The sequence below is a fragment of the Roseovarius sp. E0-M6 genome (genome assembly GCF_037083845.1).
Classification (GTDB): domain Bacteria; phylum Pseudomonadota; class Alphaproteobacteria; order Rhodobacterales; family Rhodobacteraceae; genus Roseovarius.
The window spans coordinates 99778-122484 of record NZ_JBAPLA010000004.1; the positions used below are offsets into that span (position 1 = coordinate 99778).

Genomic DNA, 22707 nt, shown 5'->3' on the forward strand with positions numbered 1-22707 from the left:
CGGGCGGACCCCCGGTCAAGCAAGCCACTCGAACAACCGCCGCAACAGGTAACCCCGCGCCAGCGACACGCCGATGAAGGCGAGTCCGATGGTCATGTGCTCCGCGAGCCCCGTCTCGATCCCAAACCACGGGAACACGACGATCTGCGTGGCGATGGCCAGCACATAGCCGACGACGACATTCGTCGCGGCTTCGATCATGGACATGACGCGGCTCTGCCTCATCCCAGCTCCTCCGGCACGCTTTCCAGAAACGCCGTCACGAACTCCGCCGCGAGCGGCGGCACGATTGCATTGCCGTAGCCCCGCAGGAGCCCCATGCGGCCGGGTATCCCATCAGCCAGCGGGAATGTTCCGGGCTCAACGGGCCGCCAGCGGTCATCGCGGCAGAGGAGCCAGTCCGGATCTCGCCAGACGCTGTCCGGCGCATCGGTCCCGACAGGGTCGGCGCCTTCGACCAGTCGACCAGCTTCACCGTCCTGCGGCTCGCATCGGTGTTGCCGGCCGCATTGTAGTTCGCCGTCGCGGGCGCGCCCGCCATTGCCGTCGGCCAGCCCGCCAGCCAGACTTGCCTGCCGAGCAACGCGTTGATCGGAACGGCTCGGCATTCCGATCCGTCCTTGTGATCCCGCGCCGAGACTGTCGCCCAGCCCGCCCTGCTCAAGGGCGATGGCGCCGAAGAACAGGCGCTGGCGGATGTGCGGCGCGCCGATGCCCGCAGCCGGCAGATCGGCCGCCGCGACGGCGTAAGATGCCGCTTCCAGGTCAGCCGCCAGAGCGTCGAACCACGCCCAGCCAGCCGGGCCCTCAACTGCCGCGCGAGGCGTCCGGCCAACGCGTCCGAGCACCGCCGCGCTGGCGACCTGCTCGCCGAAGACGAACTCCGGTCGGCAGGCGGCGACGAGCCGCAGGAAAGCGGGTGCGAGATGGCGGTCATCGTCCTGCCCCTTGCGCTGCCCGGCCTGGCTGAACGGCTGGCAGGGCAGAGAGCCGGTCCAGACGGACAGATCCTCGGTCACACCGGCGAGTCGCAGCGCATAAGGCCAGCCGCCGATGCCGGCGAAGAAATGACATTGAGCGAAGCCGCGCAGGTCGGCGGGCTCCACCTCGAGGATGGAGCGTCCATCCACCTCGCCAGCGGGCAGGAGCCCGGCCGCGATCAGTTCCCGCAGCCATGCGCAGGCCGCGGGATCGGCATCGTTGTAGTAGACGGCCATCAGGCGGCTGCATCGGCCTTGTTGCCCAGCCGCTCTTCCTTCACTGCCGCGAAAGCCCGACCATCGCCGTCGAGGATCGCGTCCTTGCCGGTCTCCGCCTGCCAGCGCTCCACGGCGACGTCCACGTAAGCCGGGCTGATCTCCATGGCGAAGACGCGCCGGCTGTTGGCCTCGCCTGCCATGATCTGCGAGCCGGAGCCGCAAAACGGCTCGTAGCAGAGCCCGCCGCGGGCAACGTGCTGGCGCATCGGGATGGCGAAGGCGTCGAGCGGTTTCGGCGTCGGATGGTCGGGGCGCTCATCCTTCGCGAAGGACGGCATCTCCCAGGTCGAGGGCAGCGTTTCCTCGGCGACCTTGGGCGGGCGGTTCGGGCGGCGCCAGCCCATGAAGCAGGGCTCGTGCTTCCAGAGGTAGTGGGACCGGGTCAGGACGCCCCGGTCCTTCACCCAGATGATCTGTTGGTGCACGAAGGCGCCGGCTTTCTCCCAGCAGGCCTCCAGCATCGCCTGGCGGCGCGAGGCGTGCCAGCAGTACCAGGCGGCGTCGTCGGTGATGGCCTCAGCGACGGCGGCGGCGATGAACCCGTCGTAAAGCTCGGCTCCCTGGCTCGAGTCGTCCCAGGTGGTGCCGTAGCTCTGGCTCCAATCCTTGTTGCGCGTGGGGTGGTTCGAGCCGTCGTAGTCCACGAGATAGGGCGGGTCGGTCGCGAACAGCACGGCCCGCTCGCCGTTCATCAGGCGGCGTACGTCGTCATGGCTGGTGCTGTCGCCGCAGAGGAGGCGATGGTCGCAGAGGATCCACAGATCGCCCGTCTGCGAGGCCGGGTTGCGCGGCGGCTCGGGGATGGTCACCGGAGGCACAGAGCCCCCGGCGCCACCCTCTTCGTCACCGCCCCCATCCGCATCGAAGGCCAGCAGCTTGTCCAACTCGCCATCCGAGAAGCCCACCAGCGACAGGTCGTAGTCGTCTGCAAGCAGGTCCTGCAACTCTGCCGACAGCAGTTCTTCATTCCATGGCGATTCAGCCAGTCGGTTGTCCGCGATCCGATAGGCCCGGCGCTGTGCTTCGGTCAGGTGGCCGAGCACGATGACCGGCGCTTCCGTCAGCCCGAGTTGCTCAGCCGCCAGCACCCGTCCGTGGCCCGCGATCAGATCCCCATCCTCGCCGACGAGGCACGGCACGGTCCAGCCGAACTCGGCCATGCTGGCGGCGAGTTTGGCGACCTGGTCCGCCCCGTGCTGTTTCGCGTTTTTCGCGTAGGGCTGGAGCTTGGCCAGCGGCCACGTCTCGATCCCCTCCGGGGCGAAGCTCAAGGTCATGCGTGATCCTGTCGATGCTGTTCGCGCGGTGGCCTTCGCCGCGCTGGACTCCCGCGGCGTGGACTCCACCGGGGTGGATACCCTGGCTTCCGGCTGGACTCCGGCATCCGCGGGGTAACCACCCCGGGCGGCCGGTCAGGTGTTTGATTTTAAGCGGGTTTCATGTTGTCGCGGGTGGACCCCGGACTCCGGTGGCTCCCCAAAAAATCGGCCCTGTCGCTGGCGATATTCCGCGCCAAGCCCGCCAGCATACAAAGTCGCCAGGAAGGAACCATCGATTCAAGGGGTTGGCCGATTGGACCCCGGCCGGACCCTGCGCTGGACCCCGGAAGCCAGCGTTGCGGGCTGTCCCGCGCGCGCCTCTCCCGAGTATATCCGTTTTCTAACCCGGGAGAGCCGTTTTTGTCTCAGCGAAAACTGTCCGGCGGACACTTTCCTATTGCCCCCATGGGCTTACGCGCCAGCGGCCAGCGCGATCACCTTGCGCTTCGACAGGCTGCGATTGAACCGCTGCCGGTTCAGGGTCAGCGCGATCACGCAAAGCCCGTATTGCCAGTGCAGATGCGCCGCGGAGCGCTGCAGACCCACGGACCAGCAGATCTCCTTCCAGCGTTCGCCATGCGCCTTCATCCAGACGATCTTGCCGTCGATGGGCTCGAGGCAGCCGGTCCAGGTCAGGGTCTCCTCCATCCGGCTGATGTCCTGCGGCGAGGCCAGCACGCGCAGGGGCCTCGGTTCCTGGCCGACCTTGTCCGCGAAACTGTGGACGATCTCGGGCCACGTGCTGAAGTATCCGTGGCGTCTCGGCTCCGGCAGGCGCTTCAGGACGAGGGCCGCCTCGGCCAGACGTTCCTCGATCATGGCGGGTGTCCAGTTCGTCATTGCCGCGCCTCCCGATCGACCGGGCGTGCGCCGTAGAGACGCTCGCCGAGTTGCCGTACCAGCTCCCGCTCAGGCCAAGTCAGGCGCTGGTCGTCAAGGGAAACCGCCAGCACACCCTGTTCCTTCCAGCCCTCGCGCTTGACCTGTTCGGGATCGCGGCGATGGCCGCCGTAGCCATTGGGATAAAACCTCATTGCACGCCCCCCTTGGTCTCCAGCGCCCAGAGCAGGATAGCGATGGCGTCGGCCTCGTTGTCGTCGGCCGGGCTGAACCCGCGCGCCCGGGCAGCGGCGATCATGGCGTCCTTGTTCGCGTTGCCCTTGCCGGTGGCGAAGCGCTTGATTGTGCCGACCGGCACGCCCTCGTAGGGCACGCCGCGCAGCTCGGCCCACGCGGTGAGCGTGGCCATGAGGCCGCCATAGACGTGCGCCGCGTCCGTGCCGGCATGCCGGCGGACTTCCTCGAACCAGATGGCGGCGATGGGCCCGGACAGCCGGTCCAGTTCGCCCATCCAGTTGGTGAACCGCAGGAAGCGCATGCCGCCACCGTCGAAGCGGCCGGGGCGGAAGGACACGGTGCCGCTGGTGATGAGCCCGTCGGCGCCGTGCAGCGCCCAGCCCGTTGTGGTGCCCAGATCGAGCGCAAGCAATGTGCGGTCGGCGCGGAAGGCAGGCGGCAGATCGGGGATTGCCTCCTGCATCGCGGTGGCGAGAGTCAGGTCAGCCATGGGTGGTCTCCTTTTCTGGTTGGCTGCTCGGGTGGAAGACGACGGCGGCTTTCGTGCTTGGCGGTGCGGGCCGCCGTCGTCGGATCGGGATGGCTCGGGCGCCGAGCGCAGGCCCCGGGGAAGGTGGTGTGCCTCCCGCGCTGAGCGGGGAGGCCACCTTCCCCTCTAGGGGGGACCTGGGCGGAATCTGGAATCTGCTCCAAAGCATTGATCTGAAATCGAAATTCCAGATTCCGGAACAGAATCCAGAAAGGACCTTCAGGATTCTGGACAGGGCTTTCCAAGGCACTGACTTCGCTTGATAAAAGCCAGATTCCAGAATTTTTAGGACATGCAGATTCTGCGGATTCTGGACCAGATTCCGGAAGTGAGCGGATGTTCGGATCATGCCTCGTCCTCCTCCTGGTAGACCCAGACGGAGGGGTTCTCGACGGGGAGCACCGCGCCGGTCTGGGGGCATTTGTAGTGGCTGGGCAGGACCGGGATCAGCTCGGGCGTAACCTCACCGGTCGCGGGATCGACGGTTTCGCCGCCGGTCCCGAGCACCATGCCCTCGACGCAGAGGTAGCCGTACTTGCTCCGCTCCGTGGCGAGTCCGATGCCGGTGGCGGCAGCGCCGCGGACGAACTTCACCTTGCCCTTGGTCGCGAGCACGCTGAGCCGGTCGTGGGTGATGCTCCGCCCGCCGAGCCCTGCAGTGTTCTCGAAGGCCTCCGCGAACTGCGCCATGGTGTAGAGCTTGCCGCGCTGTGCTTCGTCGTAGAGCAGACCGAGGACGACGTCGTTCTTGCGCATCCGCTCGGCATCGTGCTTCGCACCGACCTCCGCACGCACCAGCCTCTCGTTCATCGGATTGATCTCGACCCATTCGCCATCCAGCTTGTCGACAAGCTTCGCCGGCAGTGCCGGGCCATTCCGCAGCTCGATTTCCAACCGCCTCTGGGTCGAGTCCTCCTCGGGCCGGTGCAGGATCAGGCCGGTGGTGTAGAAGCCTCGGAGCGCGCTCGCGCCCGAGAGGGCGAGGAACGGATCCTCCTTCACCTGGTGCTTCGAGAGCTTCTTGGTGTGGTGGACGAGGATCACGCCGCAATCCGGGTTAACGTGGTCGCGCAGCACCTCGACCCGGTCCTTCAGGAAGAACATCATCGCCGCGTTGTCGTTCTCGCCACCGCCGTCTGGCCCGCCATCGAAGAGGTTCCGGATCGGGTCGATACAGAGGATGTCGAGCGGTGCGTCGGGGAACGCGGCCCTGATCGCCTCGGCCACGCGCGCGCTGCCCTCGGCATCGAGCAGCATGCGCAGCTTCGGCGTGACGATCAGGTTGTCGCGCGCGGCGGCGATCAGCTCTGGCGGCAGGCCGATCTGCTGCAGGCGCTCGCGCAGGTAGTGATACTGGATCTCGGCCTGCAGGTAGAAGATCCGCAGCGGCCGTGGCGGGGTGAAGCCGAGGAAGGGCTGCCCGGCGGCCATATGCACGAGCCAGCAGATCAGCAGGTCGCTTTTGCCGACCTTGGGCGCGCCGCCCAGCACGAGCATTCCGCCCGGGGTCAGCACACGCGGTCCGATGATATCGTCTGGCATTGGGCTGGTGTCGTCGAGCAGCGCGCCCAGCGTGAAGGTCGGCAGGTCGGTTGGCGCCAGCGCCGGGCTGTCGAGGCGCACGAGCGGCGGCCCGTGCCGCTTTATGTGAAGCTCCCAGAGACGATCGGACTCGCGCCTCAGCCGGTCGAGCGGCCAGGTGGGCCGCAGCATCGCGGCGTTGTAGCCGCAGATCGCCTCCCAGCCCGCGTTCTTCGACATCCGGCCTTCGTGAACCATGCGGATGAAATGCCCGATGGCGGCGGAGGCGCCCTCGAAGCGGGACCAGTCATCCGTGCCGCCCTCGCGCACCGGGGTCACCAGCACCTCGTCGATGGCGGGCCTCTCGCGCGGCTCGGCCGTGGCCATACCGATGCCGGGCATGGGCGGCATGTCGGCGACGCGCTCCGCCGTCTCGGTCAGATCGACCTCGACCTCGGACGCCTCGCGGATCTGCACCAGCCGCGTGAGTCCGCCCTTGTGATAGACCGTGCCGGGCACCCGGATCGGCTGGTGGGCGGAGCGGAAATGGGTGTCGCCCCCGACCTTGAGCGCGATCTCGCCCCTCAGCTGGCAGAGCTGCGCGAGCGCCGCGCCTTCGGCAGGCTCGGTCAGCTTCCACCAGACATGCAGCTTGGTGGCGCCCTCCGGCGTGCGCCCGCCGCTCTCGACGATCAGCGTCGGTCGGCCAAGGTGGTGGACGAGGTGATCGAGCTTGGCCGGGATGTCGCCCGAGTCCAGATCGACCACGAGGCTCTGCATCTGCTGCACGTCCGCGGCGCGCGCCTGTCCCGTCGCTTCGACCGTGCCGGGGATGACGTAGACCGCCGCGCCCTCGCGCGCGGCCCAGCCCGCGAAGGTGGCGAGTTTCTCGGGCGCCGTGGCGTCCGCGTCGATCCAGATGTTGTGCGGGCGCCCGTCCTTGCCCTGTCCCTTGTCGACGAAGCCGCGCACAGGGATCAGGCCCTCGGAATAGCCGAAGACGACATCGACGAAGCTCGCGATCTGGGCGGGATCGGGCTCGACTGAAAACGGGTCATCGAGCGGCGCCGCGTCGTTGAAATCCCGCCACGGGTTGAAGTGGACGATCTTGTCGTCGCTCATGCCGGCAAGCTCCAGCAGCGCTCTGCCCACGGGCAGAAGCGGCATTCGAAGAAGTCGCGGTTGGCCGCGATGCGCGGGAGCAGATCGCCCGCATCGGTGGCTCGCAGGATCCGTACGCCACGGTCGGACATGCGCTGCGCGAGATCGGCGTCGAAGGGCACGAGCTCGTGGTGCAGCTCGGCCGTGTCCTTGTTGATCGCGGTGAAGAGCGCAGGTGCTGCCGAAATGCCGGGCACCGTCGCCTCCATGTAGGCCTGGTAGAGCGCGATCTGCGCGGCATAGACGGGCTTCGAGACCGTGACGCCGTCCTTCACGCAGGTCCGCCAGTTCTTCGCGTTCATGGTCTTGCACTCCCAGAGCGCGGGGGTGCGCAGACCGAGCGCTGCCGGGGCGTCGGCGACGATCCCGTCGACATGACCGCGGATGCGCCCGCCCGCGACCGAGAAGCCGAACTGCGCGCCATCGGTGCGGTTGCCCTTGCGCGTGTAGAGGTCTAGCCCCGCCGCTCGCAGCCAGCGGATGGCGAGTTCTTCCAGTTCGTGCCCGATGGCGAAGATCCGGAGCACGCGGCCCGGAAAGTCCTGGCCTTCGTCCTTGGGCGCGCCCGCGAACTCGAACTGCAGCGCGCGTTCGCAGGGGTGGCCCAGCCGGGAGCCACCGAGGTAGTCCCGCAGCGGCGTGGCAGCCCGTTCGGCCTCGAGTGCCGCGTCCACGGCCGCGTTGATGCGCTCGGCGATGCCGGGTCGATGATTGTAGTCCAGCATCAGAACGGGATCTCCGAGTGGCTGGCGATCTCGGCCATCTCAATTCGGAACGCCTCGACGGTGGTGACGATCAGCCGGTGCATGTCGTTCTGCGTCAGCTGGCCCAGCGGACGGTCCCAGCCGATCCGTTCCATTTCGGGGGCGAGCGCGCGCATGACGGCGGGAAGCGCCTGGGTTTCCTCCTCGGTGAAATCGACCATGCTCAGTCCTCTCTTCGCTTTGCGGGTGAAGGCCGCCTGGCAGCCCATGGAGCAGAACCAGTGGCGTGTGCGGTGGGGCCGCGGCCGGTGGGGATCGAACCAGCCGAAGCCTCGGGTGCGCGCGGTGCAGATGGCGCAGAGCACCGGCCGCGGATGCCAGAGGCGATCACGGCCCGGTCGATCCGCAGCCTCTGCGGGCGGGGATGGGATTTGCGCGACATGGCTCACGCGGCCCTCCGCTCGGGCTCGGCCGCCATCACCAGCCGCCGGATATCGCGGCGGTTGAACTGGAAGGTGATCAGCGCCGAGGCGCGGTAGCGGGTGAGCCCGTAGTCCCGGCGTTGCGCGGCTGGTAGGTATTGCAGCTGCTTTTCGGTCGGCGTCTGGTTGAGCCAGCGCTTCGACTTGAAGGCGCTCTCGTCGGTCTCGTGCTCGTTCAGCCAGTCATCGGCCTGCGCGAGGCAGATCGTGCGCTCTCCCACGCCGAGGAGACGCGTCGCCTCGCCCTTGGCGCCGCCCACGGCGTGCCAGCGCCCCTCGAGGAAGAACACGCCGCCCCAGGCGTTGAACCCGCTCGCCATCAGCGCGGCATCGTCGCCGAAGAGATCCTCCCACGCGAAACTGGAGCGCTCGAGCAGGTCGATCTCCGTCAGAATGACGCTGTCGAGCGGCTGCGGCCCGTCGCTCAGGAACTCGTATCCGCAGATCGGGCATTGGCGCGACGCGAGCGGGATCTCGACCTCGCATTTCGGGCAGGTCTTCGTCGGGGCGTCGCCCGGCGTCGGATCGCGCCCGTCGAGATCGACATCCTGCTCGAGCGTGCCGTGCGTCAGGCTCGAGATCCCGAAATCCAGCACGATGCAATCGGTCTTGACGACGCCCGGATGCTCGGCCGGATCGATCGTGCGCAGCCCGCGTCCGACCATCTGGATCATGGTGGACTTGCAGGAGCTCGGCCGCAGAAGCACCACGCAAGAGGTGGGCGGGTGGTCCCAGCCTTCGGTCAGCACCGCGACGTTGACGACGACCCGAATGTCCCCGGAGGCATAGGCCGCGAGGATCCGGCGGCGCGTCTCGGAGCCGAGATCGCCATGGATGACGCCGGCCGGGATGCTGCCCTCGTTGAAAGCCGCCGCGACATTTTCCGCGTGAGCGACGGTCGAGCAGAAGACCACCGTCTGGCGTTCGCCCGCCTTGTCGCGCCAGTGACGGATCACTTCGTCGGTGACGGGCGCACGATCCATGATCTCCGCCACGGCGCCCATGTCATAGTCGGCGGCCGTCTTGCGGACGGAGCGGAGTTGTTCCTGCACGCCGACATCCACGATGAAGGTGCGGGGCGGCACCAGGTGGCCCGAGGCGATCAGCTCCCCGAGCGTCACCTGGTCGCCGACATTGTCGAAGATCTGACGCAGTCCTTTCCGGTCCCCCCGGTTCGGCGTGGCCGTCACGCCGAAGACGTGGGCGTCTGGATTGGCGTCGCGCACCCGGTCGACGATGCGCCGGTAGCTGTCGGCCACCGCGTGATGTGCCTCGTCGATCACCAGCAGATCGAGCCTCGGCATCGCCTGCAGGGTTCCCGCCCGGGACAGCGTCGGCGCCATGGCGAAGGTGACCTGGCCACCCCAGGACTTCGATCCGGCATCGACGACGGAGGTGGTCACTTCCGGATTGACCCGGGCGAACTTCGCCCGGTTCTGGCTGGTCAGCTCGTCGCGATGGGCGAGAACGCAGGCCGTGGCCCCGGTGTCCGCGACCAGGTTGCCGGTGACGGCGGAGAGCATGATCGTCTTGCCGGCGCCGGTCGGGGCGACGCCGAGCGTGTTGCCGTGCTTCGAGAGCGCAGCGAGGCTGCGCTCCACGAAGAGTTTCTGGCGTGGACGGAGGCGCATCGCTCGCCCCTTACTGCGCCCAAGCGGGGCGGCCGGGCGCCGCCGGCGCTGCGGGCTGTTGGGCCGGCGCGGGCTGCCCGGGCGGCTGGTGCCCACGGGTTGGCGCTGCGCCCGCGACCTGCGTGTAGTCGCGATGATCGGGCGTCACCGCTGCGCGGATCTCGTTCTTGTCCTCGCCCATCGCGTCGGTGCCGATGTCGATGCGGGCCACGAACTCGAGCCCGTCGAGGTCGGCAAAACCGTTGATCCGCCGCGCCGCCTGCGCCTCCGGCGAGGTGTCCTTGTCGGAAATCCCGCGCGCCGAGTTCAGCATGCCGCGGACCAGGCTGCGGCCCATGTTGGCCCAGTCCGGGCCCTTGGGGCTGTAGAGCCCGATCAGCGTGAAGATCTTGCGCCGGGCATGGGGCCCCTCGAGCACCGTGAACTCGCCGTTGAGATACACCGAGCCGGTGGTCCCGCGGGTGGCATAGCCGCCGGTCCAGCCCTGCGACGGGTCGTCGAAGCCGCCGGGGCGGATGGTCAGCCGCACCTTCGCGAGCGTGCCCTTGGGGATCAGGTTGGCGTTGGACTGCGCGTCGTTGAAATCGTTCCAGAGACCGGTCATGGCATGGGTCCTTTCAGTTGGAGGGATGGTCTTGAGGGGTGGCGGCCGGCGCCGGCATGCGCGGCGCGTCGGTCACGAGCGGGCGCGCATCGATCGGCAGCGGCTGGCGGATCTTCTCGATGAGCCGACCGAGATGCGGGGGCTCCAGCAGTTCGAGCCGCCCGGAGCGGTCCTTGGCCGGGTAGCCCCACTGGTTCTGCGTGTGGCAGACGAAGACGCGCTGCGGCACACCCTTGTCGTCGGGCAGCGAGGTCAGCGTCAGCACCTCGTCGACGATGCCGGGCAGCTCGAGCCCGGTCTTCGATCCGTCGATCTGCGGGAGGAAGATCTTGCGATTGAAATCGTCGAGCTTCTCGTCGAGGATCCCGACGAAGATCACGTTCTTCGCCCGCGTGTGCTGCAGATGCGTGAGCCAGGCGATCATCTCACGGCCGTGCAGGCCGTAGGCGCCGCGCACGTCCGGCTTGCCGGTCTTCTCCGACATCGCCTCGGGCTGGCCCTTGCACCATTGAAAGCAGAGCCGCCCCGCCACGGTGATCGAGTCGACGAAGATCGTGTCGTATTTCTCGAGCACGCCCGGGTCGCCATACTTCGCGCAGACCGCCTCGTAGTGGTCCTCGCTGTAGGGCTGGTCCTTGCGCAGCGCCGGGTTGGGGCCGCCGATGAACACCGCGAAGTCGCGGCATTCCTTCCATGTCCGCGGGCGGATCGTGTCGACCGCCAGCCCCTCGATGGCGAGATCGCCGGCCTCGAGGTCGTAGAACAGCGTGGTCGTGCTGTTCAGGGTTCGCAGCAGCGTGGTCTTGCCGCGGCCGCTCGCCCCAAAGATGGCGGCCTTGACCCCGCGCATCTCGGCCAGCCGCTCGTCGGCGCTGATGATGGGGAGGCTCATGCGTCGCCTCCCTGTGGCTGGATCTCGACCTTGAGCGCGCCGGTCTTTACGGTCCGCGCAGGCTCGAAACCCTGCCGGATCGCGTCGGGCCAGGCTGCGTATTTGCGCTCGGGCACCTTGAAGGCGATGTCGACATACTGGCTGGGGTCGTCCTCCGCGGCGCGGATTCGCTCGACCATGGAGGCCAGCCGGGACTGGTCCCACTCAACGCGCTTCGGCAGGTCGGCAACCACGGTGAAATCGCCGTCGTCGAACCGGACCGTGCCGGTATCCTTGGCCTGTGCCTGCCGCTCTTCGGCGGCGCGCGTGGCGTAGCGGACGGTCAGCGCGGCATCGAGCCGGGTCTTCGCGGCCTTGTCGCGCTTCAGGCGCTCTTCGATCTCGCGCTGGAGGACGGCCAGCAGCTCGACGGGCAGCCCGGCGATCTCCTGCGGGCTGAGGCCCGGCAGGTCATCGGGCGTGGGCGTGTTCTCGGGATAGGGCATTTGGGTCTCCGGAATGGGGGGATGGGGATCAGGCCGCCTCGAGCAGGCGCATCGAGAGCGCGGCGCCCGGCGGGCCGGGCTTGGGGCGGGCGACGGCGATGTAAGCGAAGGCGTCGGGACCGAGCCGGGATTGCACCAGATGGACGAGGTTCTGATCGGCCGCGCGCCGGGCGGCGGCGGCAACCTGCTGGAGCGTCCGTTGCCGGTCCGCAGGCAGCCTGGAGATGACGGCCATCGCATCGACGGCGAGAAAGCCGCGGTGATAGACCAGCGCCTCGCCGGGCTCGGCCTGCGCGATCCAGGCCGAAAGGCCGACCTCGTCGAGCCCCGGTCCGGCCGCACCGTGCAATGGTACTACCTCGGCCTCGGTGACGGGCGACAGGCGTCCCATCAGGCCGCCCCGGCGCGCGGCTGGGTGTCCACGGTGTCCTGAAGCTGGCCGCGCTCGAAGGCGACAATGTCCTCGAGCCGATAGACGACCCGGCCGCCAATCTTCATGTAGGCGGGGCCTTCACCCGCCCACCGCCACCGCTCCAGCGTGCGGTGCGAGATGGTCCAGCGCCGCGCGAGTTCCTTCTGGTTCAGACAATGCTTCTGCTGCATGGCTCTCTCCGTTTGCATGTGCTTCGGAGAGAGAATGCGAAATCCCGCTATGGGATGTCGTCAGGATCGCAGGGGGATGTGGAGGGGGATCGTTTCGGCCTTGCAGGAGCGGGTTGGACGGCGCGCCGGGGGATCGTCATCCCCCTCCATCCCCCAGCCGATCCCACACCGGACGCGTTCCGAGACCGCGTTTAGGGGGATCGCATGCGACTCAGTCGACGTTGAGACGGTAGCCGCCTCGGCGGTCGGAGCGGATCAGCTCGCGCCAGTTCTTCTGCGACTTGAAGACGTCGGCCATTCGCAGGCTCTTCGAGCCGGCCGAGGACAGGATGGCCTTGCCGCTCTGCCACGGCTCGCCCCGCTGCGCGGCCTCATGCAGGGCGCGGACGACCTGCGCCTGGATCGGGCCGAGCCGGAAGCGGCACCCGTTGCAGCGCACATCTTGGTAATCGGCTGACGCGATGAAGGTGCTCGCCTCCATCGCCGAGCCGCCGGGAGAGAAGCCGGACTGGCGCTCGAAACGGTCGCGTTCGTCGCGCCTTAGCAGCAGATCGCCGATCAGCACGAAGATCGGCTCGGCCTCACCATAGAGCGCGGCATAGTCCGCCCGCGGAGTGCGAAACTCGCTCACGTGAAGTTCGCCGCAGCGGAACAGCTGAAACACGTCGCAGGCATGCAGATCGAGCAGCCCGCTGAAGGGTTTCCGTTCCCAGGGGACACGGAAGCGCTCGCCATCCGCGCCTTCCTCGAAGTCGCCGAACTCCACGGCTGCGTGAAACACGCGCACCGACAATCGCAGCTTGTCGTTCTCCGCGAGGTAGACGAGGTCCGTCTCGGAGATCCGCCAGCGCTCGATCACCTCGGGGAGCGTGAAATACAGCTTCTCGATATGCACCCGCCCCTCCGATTCCCGCACTACGTGTTTACCTTCTGTTCCTATCCGCTTGACGACCTCCGATCAATCCTGTCTTATCCTATTTCATCCACAATCTCTTGGAGAAAACATGGCAGAGCACCACACGCTTGCCGATCGCCTCCGGGCCCGGGCCCAGCAGCTCGGCATCAGCCCCGCCCACGTCGCCGAGATGGCCGGCGTGAATCGCTCCTTCGTCTACGACATCCTCCGCGGTCGTTCGACACGTCCCGGCATGGAGAAGCTCGGCGGCGTCGCCCGCGTGCTGAAGGTGGACCGCGACTGGCTGATCCACGGGATCGGCGAGGTCGAGGGCACGTCTCCCTTCATCGAGAGCCCCGACGAGGCGTTCGTCTCGATCGCACATGCGAGCCCGCGGCCGTCGATGGGAGGCGGCGCCGTGGTCGAGGAGCACGAGGACACGGCCGACCGCGCCTACCATTTCCGCCGCTCCTGGATCCGGCACAGCCTGCGGGCAAGCCCCTCGCAGCTGCGCATCATGCATGTGGAGGGCGACAGCATGGCACCGACGCTGCTCGACGGTGACGCGGTGCTGGTGGACATGGCGCGGCGCGCGCCGAACCCGCCGGGGATCTTCGTACTGGACGATGGCGTGGGACTGGTGGCCAAGCGGCTCGAACACATCCCGAACAGCGACCCGCCCGCGGTGCGCGTCATCTCGGACAACGGGTTCTACAGCCCCTACGAGCGAACGGCCGACGAGATCCACATCGTCGGCCGTATCCGATGGTTCGCGCGGGAAATCTGAGGTGACTGCTTTGAGGTGCACGGACGATACTAGTTACAAAATATCAGGTCGACGCAGGAGCCGCGACTAGCTATGACTCCAGTGTGACATCACAATGGCGTCAAGCAATGAGCGATCAACAAGACGATAACGGTCGTGTTCCGGTGACAGTCCGGGTGCCAGAACGGATCCTGAAGGAAATCGACTCGTGCGTGGGCAACGCAGAAGTGCCTGTCTCGCGAAACCACTGGATCGTTGAAGCACTGATTGAAAGACTTAAAAGAACAAAAAACGGAACCGGTGCAGATGGCGCGAAGTGATCTTCTCCTCTCCCTCGTAAAGGCGAGCGTCAGCGGCGATAAAAACGCCGTCCGAACCGCTGTTGAGGGCATAATTGCTGATGAGAAAGGAAAGCAGCATCGGGTACTTGCAGAGCGCCTCACCCGCGCCCTGCACACCAACGGGAACGGTACACGCGCTATGAATCAAATGGCTCATGACACTGGAATCCGCGGCCGCGAATTTCTCGCCGAGCTGACTCCAAGGCATCAGCTCAGTGACATGGTCCTAGCTGACCAGACACGAAAGACGGTTGACCAACTGATCGAAGAGCAACAGCGAGCAAGTTTGCTGCGATCTCATGGTCTGGACCCTCGCCACCGGATCATGCTGGTCGGTCCTCCCGGCAATGGCAAGACATCTCTTGCGGAAGCGATTGCAGAAGCTCTCGCCGTTCCATTCTTTGTCATTCGATATGAGGCGTTGATTGGCAGCTACCTGGGCGAAACTGCGAACCGGCTGAAACGCGTTTTTGACTATGTACGCACAACGCCCTGCGTGGTCTTTTTCGATGAATTCGACGCCGTAGGGAAAGAACGTGGAGACACCCATGAAACAGGAGAAATTAAGCGAGTGGTGTCGTCACTCCTTATGCATGTCGATGAGCTCCCAAGTTACGCGGTAATCATTGCGGCCTCCAACCATGCGGAACTGCTCGACCGAGCCGTTTGGCGCCGATTCCAACTCCGTTTGCCTTTGCCGGCTCCGACTGAGAAAGAGCTGGCAGTCTTTTTTGATCGGCATATCCAGAATTTTGACGGTAAGCCGGGTATCGCGCCTGCGACATTGGCGAAACGTCTTGGCCCGATTAGCTATGCAGAGGCCGAGGAGTTCATTCTTGATGTTAGGCGTCGGGAAGTACTCTCCATGCTGGAGACCCCTCTGAAAACCATCTTTGCGGATCAGATTAAGGCGTGGGAAGATCGTGCGAAACCCATGGGGCAAGAAGAGAGCGCGAGGTAATCCATGGCTGAACGTCCTCTTTTGGGATTGATGCGACCCAACCGCAAAACGCCGAAAGGGTCCGCTAGGCCGGTTCCTGAAAAAGTTGTTGCGCCTTCAGCAGGGCGGCAAGCTGAACGCCTCGGCCCAAAATTTGACCGGCTTTCGCAAGCCCTTCCAGATGCACAGCGACTTTCAGAGTTAAGGCAAGATCCTGCGGCCATTGCACCCGAGCGGGCTCTTGTTTTTGAAATTGCCAGCAGCAAGGTTGACTTTCATCGCGCGCTTAGACAGGTCAGCGGACTCGAACTCTTGGGCGAAGACGAAGATGAATTCGAACCAGACGACGACTTCGCGACAACCGATAAAGATGGCAACCGCCGCGTAGATAAACCCGTTCCACGCCGTCTATATTTTACTTTGCCTGACGCGGCCGCGTTGCGAGAGCTGGTGAGCCTATGGAACCGTTACCAGAACGGTGAGGAAATTGCCCGGCCTCATACGGAATGGAAAAGAGTCTTCGCGCATCTGTCTGATATTCGGCCGTGGGGGCCCCAGGACAGGGTGACGGAAGATGCCAAGCAGGAGTGGCTGGAACGTCTCCGCGAGTTACCTGATGATCCGGTCCGTTTTGAGGTGGAATTCTGGTACCGTGCGACCGCCGCCCTCCGTGATCGGGCGCATCAGCGCCTTGCAGCAGTAATTGGGGATGCTGGGGGCCAACTACTCGATCGCGCGACGATCCCGGAAATACGTTATGACGCGGCGCTAGTCGAAGTTCTCCCGGAATTCGTGCAAGACATTCTGGACAATCCAGATATTGGCCTCGCCGCATTCGACGAAGTGATGGTACTGAGGCCTCAATCCCTCGTCGCAGACCCTCATGGTCCCGACCTGGAAGAAGCCAGCGATACTGAACCTGATGAAGAGGAAGAACTGGCAGCGCCAGTTGCTGCTCTCCTTGACGGCATGCCGATGGCTCAACACCAGAAGCTTGCCGGTCGGCTCGAAATAGATGATCCTGATGACTTCGCTGCGCAGTACGGGCAAGCAGCTCAGCAGGTACATGGTACGAGTATGGCCTCGCTGATCCTGCACGGCGATTTGAACAGCACAGCGCCAACCGGCCCGGTTACGCGTCGGCTCTATGTGCGTCCGGTGATGTACCCGCAGCAGGTTGGTTTTGACGCGTTCGAAGAACGAATGCCCCCGGACAAGCTGGCGATCGACCTGATCTGGCGCGCGTTTATCCGTATGTTTGAAGGCGAAGGCGACGAAGAGCCCACGGCACCCACAGTGCGGGTCGTGAATATGTCGTTGGGAGATTTGAAACGTCGATTCGCGGGTGTTTTGAGTCCTTGGGCAAGATTGATTGATTACCTTGCCTGGCAACATGGTGTTCTCATTCTGGTGAGTGCCGGTAATATCCCTGACCCAGTACCGCTTGCAGAAGTTGCGGCCTGGTCGGACTTCGAGGATGCAGAACCTGCAGAGCGGGAAACGACTCTCTTGAAGGCGATCCTGCAAAACCGCGCACATCGCCGCCTTCTCGCCCCCTCGGAAGGGCTCAATAGCCTAACGATCGGTGCGGCGCACTACGACGAGATCGCCCCTAACGGCGCCGGCACGATGGCTGTCGATCCGTATGCTAACCCCTGCCTTCCAAACCCAAGCTCAGCGCAGGGACTCGGCTACATGAGGGGTGTAAAGCCTGAGCTCTTACTGCCGGGCGGACGCGAGCACGTTCGAACAAATAGGAATACTGCACCGATATCAGTAATACCCGTACGACAACCGGGGCGCTTTTTTGGGATCGGGGCAGCCGCCCCAGGCCCTGCGGGTGAGACTGCAAAGAAGTTGAATTTTAGCGGCACCAGTGTTGCAACTGCGTTGGCGACACACGGTGCGTTGCGCATCTTGAAAGCATTGGAAGAACTCCCGGCAGAACCGCCACATCCCACAGTGGAGCCTTCATTCCATGCAGTCGTACTCAAGGCATTACTGGTCCACGCAGCGAGATGGGATGCGGAAGTTGCTGAAAAAATAGAAGAAATCTCCAAGGAAAACGGGACGAGCTACTGGGAGCATCGGCGCGATGACGCAGCCCGGCTGCTTGGATTTGGGCTTGTAGACATTGAACGTGTTATTGATTGCGCGGAAAATAGGGCAACACTGATTGGGTGGAATACGATACACGCTAAGGAAACGGACGAGTTTCGGATCCCGATTCCAGCAGAACTCGAGAATCTTGGTGGATTTCGTGCAGTGACAGCGACTGCCGCCTGGCTTTCGCCACTTAATGCTGCTCATCGGATGTATCGAATGGCCAAGCTGGAAATCAATCATGGCAGCGACAAAGGCCTATCGCTTGGGGTGGGCAATGCAAAAGACCAGCCCTCTCACAATTCCTTTGGACGTGGGACCGTGTTTCATCGGCGCTGGGCGGGAGAAGATGCAAAGCCTTTCGTGGATGGCGGAAGTATCGTCTTGAATTTATCCTGCAAGCCGCCCGCCGGGGATTTGGATGTGCCGATTCCATATGCTGTAGCTGTGACACTCGAGGTGGGCGTTGATGTGCCAGTCGCAGTGTACCAGCGGATTAGAGAACGTCTCCGTCAGCAGGTGGCAGTACCAACTCGGTAGCGCGGAGTTCTGGCCGAACACATTTTACGTGGCGAATCGGCCAGTTCGGCTTCCGCTACTTTCAGTTTTGCAATTGGTCGGCCGGAAATTAAGAGGATTTGCGCTGCTCCAGCTGTGTTGACGGCCAAACCCTATATGGTGCGCTCGGCTACCACCTGCCACGACAACTGGCTGTTTCAAGTTGAAATCCCTCCACGTGAACGGCGAATACGGAGCAAACCACCTCAGGACGTTCGCTTCCCATGCACGACAACAGCACCTTCGCGCCGCCCGCCGAGACGCTCACCACCGGTGAACGGCTGGCGGAGCTGGCCGCCATCCTCGCCGGCGCCATCGCGCGCACCAACGCACCGAAAACGAACGAGAATTCTCCGCTCGACGGAGACAGTTCGCTGGACATCCTCACCCTAAGACGCCGTCGTCGGAGACAGGTTCGAAACCGAGTTGGAGACGACACATGAGGAAAAACCCAAGGAAATCAGGCGCAAACGCCGCGCCCAAATGCCAGGCGGCGGGGATCGACGTCCTGGCCGAACTGGCGGGGCTCAAGACCATGACGGTGCCCGAGCTGCAGGAAAAGTGGCAGGCCATCTTCGGGGAGCGTGCGCCGAACGCCAGCCGCGGCAGTCTCGAGCTTCGGCTCGGTTGCCGCATCCAGGAACTGGCCCATGGCGGGCTGCGCCGCGAGACGCGCCGAACGCTCGATGCGCTGGCCGACGAGGTCATGAGCGGCAAGCTGGGCGGGATGGTGGCGGACCCGCGCAAGCCGGCGCCCGGCACGAAGCTGGTCCGCGAGTGGGGCGGCGAGGAGCACATGGTCACCGTTCTTGCGGACGGCTTCGAATGGCAGGGGCGGCGCTTCAAGTCGCTCTCGGCCGCGGTCCGCGCGATCACCGGGGCGCACTGGAATGGCTGGCGCTTCTTCGGAATCGACCAGACTGGAGGCGCCCGATGACCAGAAAGACCCGGCCAGAACCGGCGCGTCGCCTGCGCTGCGCTATCTACACCCGCAAGTCGAGCGAAGAAGGGCTCGACATGGAATTCAACAGCCTCGACGCGCAGCGCGAGGCCTGCGAGGCCTACGTCGCCAGTCAGCGCGCCGAGGGCTGGGCCTGCCTGCGTGAGCGTTACGACGACGGCGGATTCTCCGGCGGCACGCTGGACCGCCCCGCGCTCAAGCAGTTGATCGCCGATGTCGAGGACGGGCTGATCGACGTGGTCGTGGTCTACAAGATCGACCGCCTCAGCCGCGCGCTGATGGATTTCTCGAAGCTGGTCGAGATTTTCGATCGCCACGGCGTGACCTTCGTCTCCGTCACGCAGTCCTTCAACACGACCACGTCCATGGGCAGGCTGACGCTGAACATTCTGCTCAGTTTCGCCCAGTTCGAGCGCGAGGTGATCGGCGAGCGGATCCGCGACAAGGTCGCCGCCTCGAAGAAGAAGGGCATGTGGATGGGCGGCTATGTCCCGCTCGGCTACGACGTTGTCGACCGGAAGCTGATCGTGAACGAGGCCGAGGCTGCGCAGGTCCGGACCATGTTCGAGCTCTTCGCGCGCTCCGACTCCACCGCAGCGGTGATCCGGGAGCTGAACGCCCGCGGCATCCGGTCCAAGCGCGGCCGGCCCATCGACCGCGGGGCGCTCTATAAGCTGCTGCACAGCCGCATCTACCGCGGCGAGATCACCCACAAGGGCGAGACCTATCCCGGCATGCACGAGCCGATCGTCGATGCAGAGTTGTGGGGCGCGGCCCATGCTGTGCTGGCCGGCAACCGGAACCAGCGCGCCGGACGCACACGGAGCACCGAACCGGCGCTGCTGCGCGGCCTGATCTTCACCGAGACCGGCGCCGCGATGACCCCGCACCACACGAAGAAGGGCAACAGGCGGTACTGCTACTACGTCTCGATGGACGTGATCCAGAAGCGCCCGACGGCCGAGCTGCGCGGGCCCCAGCGGCTCCCCGCGGCCATGGTGGAGGAAGCCGTCATCGGCGAAATCCGGCGGCTACTGCGCACGCCGGAAATCATCGCGCGCACCGCGCGGGCGCTGAAGAAGGAGCGGCCCGACCTCGACGAGGGCACCGTGACTGCGGCGCTCACGCAGTTCGACGACCTCTGGCAGGCGCTGATCCCGGCCGAGCAGGCCCGGGTCGTCCAGCTGCTGGTGGCGCGCGTGACGGTGGGCGAGGACGGGCTCGACATCGACCTGCGCCATGACGGACTCGGCGCGCTCGCGAGCCTCATGACGCCCGCGCGGGAGGACGCCGCCTGATGCCCGCGAACGACACCATCCGCGTCCACATCCCGCTCATGGTCCGCAAGCGCGGCGGGCGGCCGCGCATCCTGCCGCCGCGGGACATCGAGACGACGGAGGCCCCTCGGGGACAGGATCCCCGCGTGCTGCGCGCCATCGGCCGGGCATGGGCGTGGCGGCGGCGGATGGAGCGCGGCGAGATCACGACCATCGCCGATCTCGCCGCCGAGGAAGGCCTCTCCGACCGCTACGTCAGCCGCCTCCTGCGCCTCGCATGGCTGTCGCCGGACGTCCTTGAGCGGCTGGTCGTGCGCCGCGAGCCCTGCGCGATCAGCCTCTACGACCTGTGCTTCGTCGTGTCCCTACCATGGGACGAGCAGCCGGCGCGGGTGTTCGATTGATAGAGAGCGCCCGAGTCGATCCTTCAAAGTAAAAGTCCTTTTCTGCCGCCAGGTTGCCGCCTACCGTCGCATCGCAGGCCATGATAGGTCTCGCAGCAATCGGACACCCGGAAGCATTTCTCGATTCATGAACAGATACTATCAAACCCTCGCTCGGATCGGCTTTGGCCTGGCGGCCATGGCGATGCTGCTGTGGTTCTTATGGCCAAGTAGTACGTGGCAATTTGAACCTGAGCCGTTCTTCGGTTTTGGCGTTGCTTTCGTCGTCTGGGCTTTCTCTGAGTTCAAACTGAGTGAGGAGGTTATCTATCGAGCGTCCACGCCCAATGACATTCGGTTCGGTCGGGAAATTTTTGCTTATGGCACATGGAACTTCCGGGAGCTTCTGAAGGACCACGATTATCATCGCGGGATCCACCCACGATTTCTGACTGAGGCATCATTCCTTGTCAGCGAGACAGAGCTAGGTATCGCCCACTTTCAGGACAAAAAGGTACAGAAGAAGTATCTTGACTTCGCTGATCGCCTCAAAGCATTCGTGGATTATTTCGGCATGCACTCTTCTCCGGAGAGGTTCGGCAGCGTCACGTTACAGTCGGTAATCCCCGCAAACCAATTCGACGAGATGAATGTTGCGCAACACCATCAATCCGAGATCAACGAGGTGAACCGACTGGCGGCTGAAGCTTGGAAGGCCCTCGTTCCTCTGATTTCAGAGATAAAGGAGCGCATTCCTGAGGCTTTTGACGAACCAATCAAGGGTGGCTGGATAAGGAGCCCTGAAGAATAGGCCCGTGACGGTTCAACAAGAATCCTTTGAATGGTCGGGCTCACCTTTACGAGGCGATCAAACCTCGGCAGCGTTCTACGAGACTGTTTAATTGAAGCTGGCCTGAAACGACGTCGGGGTCAGCGAGACATGCGCATCGAGCGGCGGGTGCAGCTCGAACGCCCGCGGCTCGCGCGAGAAATTCCACATCCGGAACAGGCACCAGTCCGTGCGCCGTTCGTCGGCAACGGCAAGCTCGTTCCGTGTGATGTGGAAAGGCGTGCGCTCCCAGCCGTTCGTCGTCTTCACCTCGATCAGCCGTGGCCGGCCGTCCGGCGCATAGCTGGCGATGTCATAGCCCGCGCCATCGCCGTCTTCTTCTGAGACCCAGCGGACCTTTCGCGCGAGGTCATCGCGCCCCGCGGCCTTCAGAGTAGCATGCTCGTGCGCCAGGACGCGCTCCTCACCCGCGCGGCCAAGGGCGCGATTGCGCTCGTCCCGGCCCGCCACGTCGAACTTCCTCGCGATGTGCAACATCTGGTCCAGCTCTTGCGGCGGAGGCTGGTTGGAGAGCGTGGGCGGAGGACCGATCCAGATCTGCGCCGCCTCGCGCATGCCGGTCGCAGGGAGCGTTCCTGGCAACCGGCCGAGCCAATCCGGATGCAGGTCCAGCCATCGCGCCACCGCGTCGACCAGCGTCATCTGGAAATTGAAGGCTGGCTTGTAGCCCAGGATCCAGTCCTCGCCGAGCCCCTTCAGCACCGCGCTGATGTTCTGGTGCTTAAACTCGACCGATCCCTCAGACCGTTCGTTCAGAAGCGGCAGGAGCGCCCGGCGATGCTCGGCCTTGCTGTAGCGGCGCCCGGCGATGTCGTCAGCCAGCATCGCGAAGTAATCCGCGACGATTAGGTCGTTTTCTTCATCGGTCCAGGGGCCACTCGCCATGCCGCCAGGCTAGAGGCGCGATGTGCGTTTGTCATCAATGGCTTCGACAAACCCGCCGCCGATTGAAACTCTCCGCTACGCGCTCGCCTGTTCCAGCCCTACGGCCTGCGCCTCCTGCTTGTTGGGTCTCCGTTTCGGTCGATAGCGATGGAAACAAGGCGCGCAGTTTTGGCGGGCTTGCGAGTCAGGCCATTGGAAAGACGAGGAAATCTTCGACCGAACCGAAATCGGCGCGGTTCGCCCGACCAGAGACGAAAGGCCATTCAGAGACGGAAATCGCACCACGCCCGCGTCTCAGCGGTTCGCACCCATCCGGCAAACCCCTTTGAAAACAGGAGAAAATCCGCCGCAGGCGCGCGGCCTGAACTGGTTCGAAAGGGTGATAGTGGCGGAGGGAACGGGACTGGGATCGGACGTTCTCTACTTCTTAAGCCCCTGTTTTGCATAAATTAATCTACTTAGCCGCCCTTTGATCCGCCGG

General features: G+C 64.8%; 26 protein-coding genes. 9 read left to right on the forward strand and 17 right to left on the reverse strand.

Annotated elements, in window-relative coordinates:
• Window positions 1–15: 15 nt before the first annotated feature.
• From V8359_RS12035 to V8359_RS12110, 16 genes are all read right to left on the reverse strand, one after another.
• Window positions 16–225 (reverse strand): DUF7220 family protein, encoded by a 210-nt coding sequence (locus V8359_RS12035; protein ID WP_336429158.1) that lies wholly within the window; start codon window positions 223–225, stop codon window positions 16–18.
• Complete coding sequence (locus V8359_RS12040; RefSeq protein WP_336429159.1) at window positions 222–1217, reverse strand: DNA cytosine methyltransferase; 996 nt, start codon at window positions 1215–1217, stop codon at window positions 222–224. Before V8359_RS12040 ends, V8359_RS12035 begins: the two co-directional genes overlap by 4 nt.
• The gene (locus V8359_RS12045; RefSeq protein WP_336429160.1) at window positions 1217–2536 is read right to left on the reverse strand and encodes a site-specific DNA-methyltransferase; all 1320 of its coding nucleotides are present in this window, start codon (window positions 2534–2536) and stop codon (window positions 1217–1219) included. The genes V8359_RS12040 and V8359_RS12045 overlap by 1 nt, the downstream gene beginning before the upstream one ends.
• Before the next feature lie 453 nt (window positions 2537–2989).
• Complete coding sequence (locus V8359_RS12050; protein WP_336429161.1) at window positions 2990–3418, reverse strand: DUF6362 family protein; 429 nt, start codon at window positions 3416–3418, stop codon at window positions 2990–2992.
• Window positions 3415–3612, reverse strand: a complete 198-nt coding sequence (locus V8359_RS12055; protein WP_336429162.1) for a hypothetical protein — start codon at window positions 3610–3612, stop codon at window positions 3415–3417. Before V8359_RS12055 ends, V8359_RS12050 begins: the two co-directional genes overlap by 4 nt.
• Window positions 3609–4145 (reverse strand): crossover junction endodeoxyribonuclease RuvC, encoded by a 537-nt coding sequence (locus V8359_RS12060; protein ID WP_442970368.1) that lies wholly within the window; start codon window positions 4143–4145, stop codon window positions 3609–3611. Before V8359_RS12060 ends, V8359_RS12055 begins: the two co-directional genes overlap by 4 nt.
• A 384-nt stretch (window positions 4146–4529) precedes the next feature.
• On the reverse strand, window positions 4530–6827 hold the full coding sequence (locus V8359_RS12065; RefSeq protein ID WP_336429163.1) for an AAA family ATPase: 2298 nt from the start codon (window positions 6825–6827) through the stop codon (window positions 4530–4532).
• A complete protein-coding gene (locus tag V8359_RS12070) occupies window positions 6824–7591 on the reverse strand; it encodes a PD-(D/E)XK nuclease family protein (RefSeq protein WP_336429164.1) in 768 nt (255 codons plus the stop codon). The genes V8359_RS12065 and V8359_RS12070 overlap by 4 nt, the downstream gene beginning before the upstream one ends.
• Entirely contained in the window at window positions 7591–8019 is a 429-nt protein-coding gene (locus V8359_RS12075; protein WP_336429165.1) for a DUF6511 domain-containing protein, read from the reverse strand. Before V8359_RS12075 ends, V8359_RS12070 begins: the two co-directional genes overlap by 1 nt.
• Window positions 8016–9683, reverse strand: coding sequence for a DEAD/DEAH box helicase (locus tag V8359_RS12080; RefSeq protein WP_336429166.1), 1668 nt, complete (start codon window positions 9681–9683; stop codon window positions 8016–8018). The genes V8359_RS12075 and V8359_RS12080 overlap by 4 nt, the downstream gene beginning before the upstream one ends.
• 10 nt (window positions 9684–9693) lie before the next feature.
• Window positions 9694–10287, reverse strand: coding sequence for a hypothetical protein (locus tag V8359_RS12085; protein ID WP_336429167.1), 594 nt, complete (start codon window positions 10285–10287; stop codon window positions 9694–9696).
• Between the two features lie 13 nt (window positions 10288–10300).
• Window positions 10301–11179, reverse strand: coding sequence for an ATP-binding protein (locus tag V8359_RS12090; protein WP_336429168.1), 879 nt, complete (start codon window positions 11177–11179; stop codon window positions 10301–10303).
• A complete protein-coding gene (locus tag V8359_RS12095; protein WP_336429169.1) occupies window positions 11176–11664 on the reverse strand; it encodes a hypothetical protein in 489 nt (162 codons plus the stop codon). Before V8359_RS12095 ends, V8359_RS12090 begins: the two co-directional genes overlap by 4 nt.
• A gap of 28 nt (window positions 11665–11692) precedes the next feature.
• The gene (locus V8359_RS12100) at window positions 11693–12055 is read right to left on the reverse strand and encodes a hypothetical protein (RefSeq protein ID WP_336429170.1); all 363 of its coding nucleotides are present in this window, start codon (window positions 12053–12055) and stop codon (window positions 11693–11695) included.
• Window positions 12055–12267 carry a helix-turn-helix transcriptional regulator gene (locus V8359_RS12105; RefSeq protein ID WP_336429171.1) on the reverse strand — a complete coding sequence of 71 codons (213 nt, stop codon included), beginning with the start codon at window positions 12265–12267 and terminating at the stop codon, window positions 12055–12057. Before V8359_RS12105 ends, V8359_RS12100 begins: the two co-directional genes overlap by 1 nt.
• A 211-nt stretch (window positions 12268–12478) precedes the next feature.
• Complete coding sequence (locus tag V8359_RS12110; RefSeq protein ID WP_336429172.1) at window positions 12479–13162, reverse strand: hypothetical protein; 684 nt, start codon at window positions 13160–13162, stop codon at window positions 12479–12481.
• Between the two features lie 109 nt (window positions 13163–13271).
• On the opposite strand from V8359_RS12110, the gene V8359_RS12115 reads away from it, so the two are divergent.
• From V8359_RS12115 to V8359_RS12155, 9 genes are all read left to right on the forward strand, one after another.
• Complete coding sequence (locus tag V8359_RS12115) at window positions 13272–13949, forward strand: LexA family transcriptional regulator (RefSeq protein WP_336429173.1); 678 nt, start codon at window positions 13272–13274, stop codon at window positions 13947–13949.
• Window positions 13950–14056: 107 nt separating this feature from the next.
• Window positions 14057–14248, forward strand: a complete 192-nt coding sequence (locus V8359_RS12120) for a hypothetical protein (protein ID WP_336429175.1) — start codon at window positions 14057–14059, stop codon at window positions 14246–14248.
• A complete protein-coding gene (locus tag V8359_RS12125; protein ID WP_336429176.1) occupies window positions 14196–15230 on the forward strand; it encodes an AAA family ATPase in 1035 nt (344 codons plus the stop codon). Before V8359_RS12120 ends, V8359_RS12125 begins: the two co-directional genes overlap by 53 nt.
• Window positions 15231–15233: 3 nt before the next feature.
• Window positions 15234–17852, forward strand: a complete 2619-nt coding sequence (locus V8359_RS12130) for a S8 family peptidase (RefSeq protein ID WP_336429177.1) — start codon at window positions 15234–15236, stop codon at window positions 17850–17852.
• A 242-nt stretch (window positions 17853–18094) separates the two neighbouring features.
• Window positions 18095–18313 (forward strand): hypothetical protein, encoded by a 219-nt coding sequence (locus V8359_RS12135; protein ID WP_336429178.1) that lies wholly within the window; start codon window positions 18095–18097, stop codon window positions 18311–18313.
• The gene (locus tag V8359_RS12140) at window positions 18310–18807 is read left to right on the forward strand and encodes a DUF2924 domain-containing protein (protein WP_336429179.1); all 498 of its coding nucleotides are present in this window, start codon (window positions 18310–18312) and stop codon (window positions 18805–18807) included. The genes V8359_RS12135 and V8359_RS12140 overlap by 4 nt, the downstream gene beginning before the upstream one ends.
• A complete protein-coding gene (locus V8359_RS12145) occupies window positions 18804–20129 on the forward strand; it encodes a recombinase family protein (protein WP_336429180.1) in 1326 nt (441 codons plus the stop codon). The genes V8359_RS12140 and V8359_RS12145 overlap by 4 nt, the downstream gene beginning before the upstream one ends.
• Complete coding sequence (locus V8359_RS12150; protein ID WP_336429181.1) at window positions 20129–20512, forward strand: hypothetical protein; 384 nt, start codon at window positions 20129–20131, stop codon at window positions 20510–20512. The genes V8359_RS12145 and V8359_RS12150 overlap by 1 nt, the downstream gene beginning before the upstream one ends.
• Before the next feature lie 127 nt (window positions 20513–20639).
• Window positions 20640–21302: a hypothetical protein gene (locus V8359_RS12155; protein ID WP_336429182.1), complete on the forward strand. Its 663-nt coding sequence runs from the start codon at window positions 20640–20642 to the stop codon at window positions 21300–21302.
• Between the two features lie 87 nt (window positions 21303–21389).
• Here the strand turns inward: V8359_RS12155 and V8359_RS12160 are convergent, their stop codons facing one another.
• On the reverse strand, window positions 21390–22226 hold the full coding sequence (locus tag V8359_RS12160) for a DUF3883 domain-containing protein (RefSeq protein WP_336429184.1): 837 nt from the start codon (window positions 22224–22226) through the stop codon (window positions 21390–21392).
• Between the last annotated feature and the right edge of the window lie 481 nt (window positions 22227–22707).

Bases quoted from the DNA above. Each gene is read 5' to 3' on its own strand.
- V8359_RS12050 (WP_336429161.1), bottom strand. From the start codon at position 3,418: ATGACGAACTGGACACCCGCCATGATCGAGGAACGTCTGGCCGAGGCG.
- V8359_RS12040 (WP_336429159.1), bottom strand. From the start codon at position 1,217: ATGGCCGTCTACTACAACGATGCCGATCCCGCGGCCTGCGCATGGCTG.
- V8359_RS12120 (WP_336429175.1), top strand. From the start codon at position 14,057: ATGAGCGATCAACAAGACGATAACGGTCGTGTTCCGGTGACAGTCCGG.
- V8359_RS12035 (WP_336429158.1), bottom strand. From the start codon at position 225: ATGAGGCAGAGCCGCGTCATGTCCATGATCGAAGCCGCGACGAATGTC.
- V8359_RS12140 (WP_336429179.1), top strand. From the start codon at position 18,310: ATGAGGAAAAACCCAAGGAAATCAGGCGCAAACGCCGCGCCCAAATGC.
- V8359_RS12160 (WP_336429184.1), bottom strand. From the start codon at position 22,226: ATGGCGAGTGGCCCCTGGACCGATGAAGAAAACGACCTAATCGTCGCG.
- V8359_RS12090 (WP_336429168.1), bottom strand. From the start codon at position 11,179: ATGAGCCTCCCCATCATCAGCGCCGACGAGCGGCTGGCCGAGATGCGC.
- V8359_RS12100 (WP_336429170.1), bottom strand. From the start codon at position 12,055: ATGGGACGCCTGTCGCCCGTCACCGAGGCCGAGGTAGTACCATTGCAC.
- V8359_RS12060 (WP_442970368.1), bottom strand. From the start codon at position 4,145: ATGGCTGACCTGACTCTCGCCACCGCGATGCAGGAGGCAATCCCCGAT.
- V8359_RS12115 (WP_336429173.1), top strand. From the start codon at position 13,272: ATGGCAGAGCACCACACGCTTGCCGATCGCCTCCGGGCCCGGGCCCAG.
- V8359_RS12155 (WP_336429182.1), top strand. From the start codon at position 20,640: ATGAACAGATACTATCAAACCCTCGCTCGGATCGGCTTTGGCCTGGCG.
- V8359_RS12080 (WP_336429166.1), bottom strand. From the start codon at position 9,683: ATGCGCCTCCGTCCACGCCAGAAACTCTTCGTGGAGCGCAGCCTCGCT.
- V8359_RS12150 (WP_336429181.1), top strand. From the start codon at position 20,129: ATGCCCGCGAACGACACCATCCGCGTCCACATCCCGCTCATGGTCCGC.
- V8359_RS12145 (WP_336429180.1), top strand. From the start codon at position 18,804: ATGACCAGAAAGACCCGGCCAGAACCGGCGCGTCGCCTGCGCTGCGCT.
- V8359_RS12135 (WP_336429178.1), top strand. From the start codon at position 18,095: ATGCACGACAACAGCACCTTCGCGCCGCCCGCCGAGACGCTCACCACC.
- V8359_RS12070 (WP_336429164.1), bottom strand. From the start codon at position 7,591: ATGCTGGACTACAATCATCGACCCGGCATCGCCGAGCGCATCAACGCG.
- V8359_RS12045 (WP_336429160.1), bottom strand. From the start codon at position 2,536: ATGACCTTGAGCTTCGCCCCGGAGGGGATCGAGACGTGGCCGCTGGCC.
- V8359_RS12055 (WP_336429162.1), bottom strand. From the start codon at position 3,612: ATGAGGTTTTATCCCAATGGCTACGGCGGCCATCGCCGCGATCCCGAA.
- V8359_RS12065 (WP_336429163.1), bottom strand. From the start codon at position 6,827: ATGAGCGACGACAAGATCGTCCACTTCAACCCGTGGCGGGATTTCAAC.
- V8359_RS12085 (WP_336429167.1), bottom strand. From the start codon at position 10,287: ATGACCGGTCTCTGGAACGATTTCAACGACGCGCAGTCCAACGCCAAC.
- V8359_RS12105 (WP_336429171.1), bottom strand. From the start codon at position 12,267: ATGCAGCAGAAGCATTGTCTGAACCAGAAGGAACTCGCGCGGCGCTGG.
- V8359_RS12130 (WP_336429177.1), top strand. From the start codon at position 15,234: ATGGCTGAACGTCCTCTTTTGGGATTGATGCGACCCAACCGCAAAACG.
- V8359_RS12095 (WP_336429169.1), bottom strand. From the start codon at position 11,664: ATGCCCTATCCCGAGAACACGCCCACGCCCGATGACCTGCCGGGCCTC.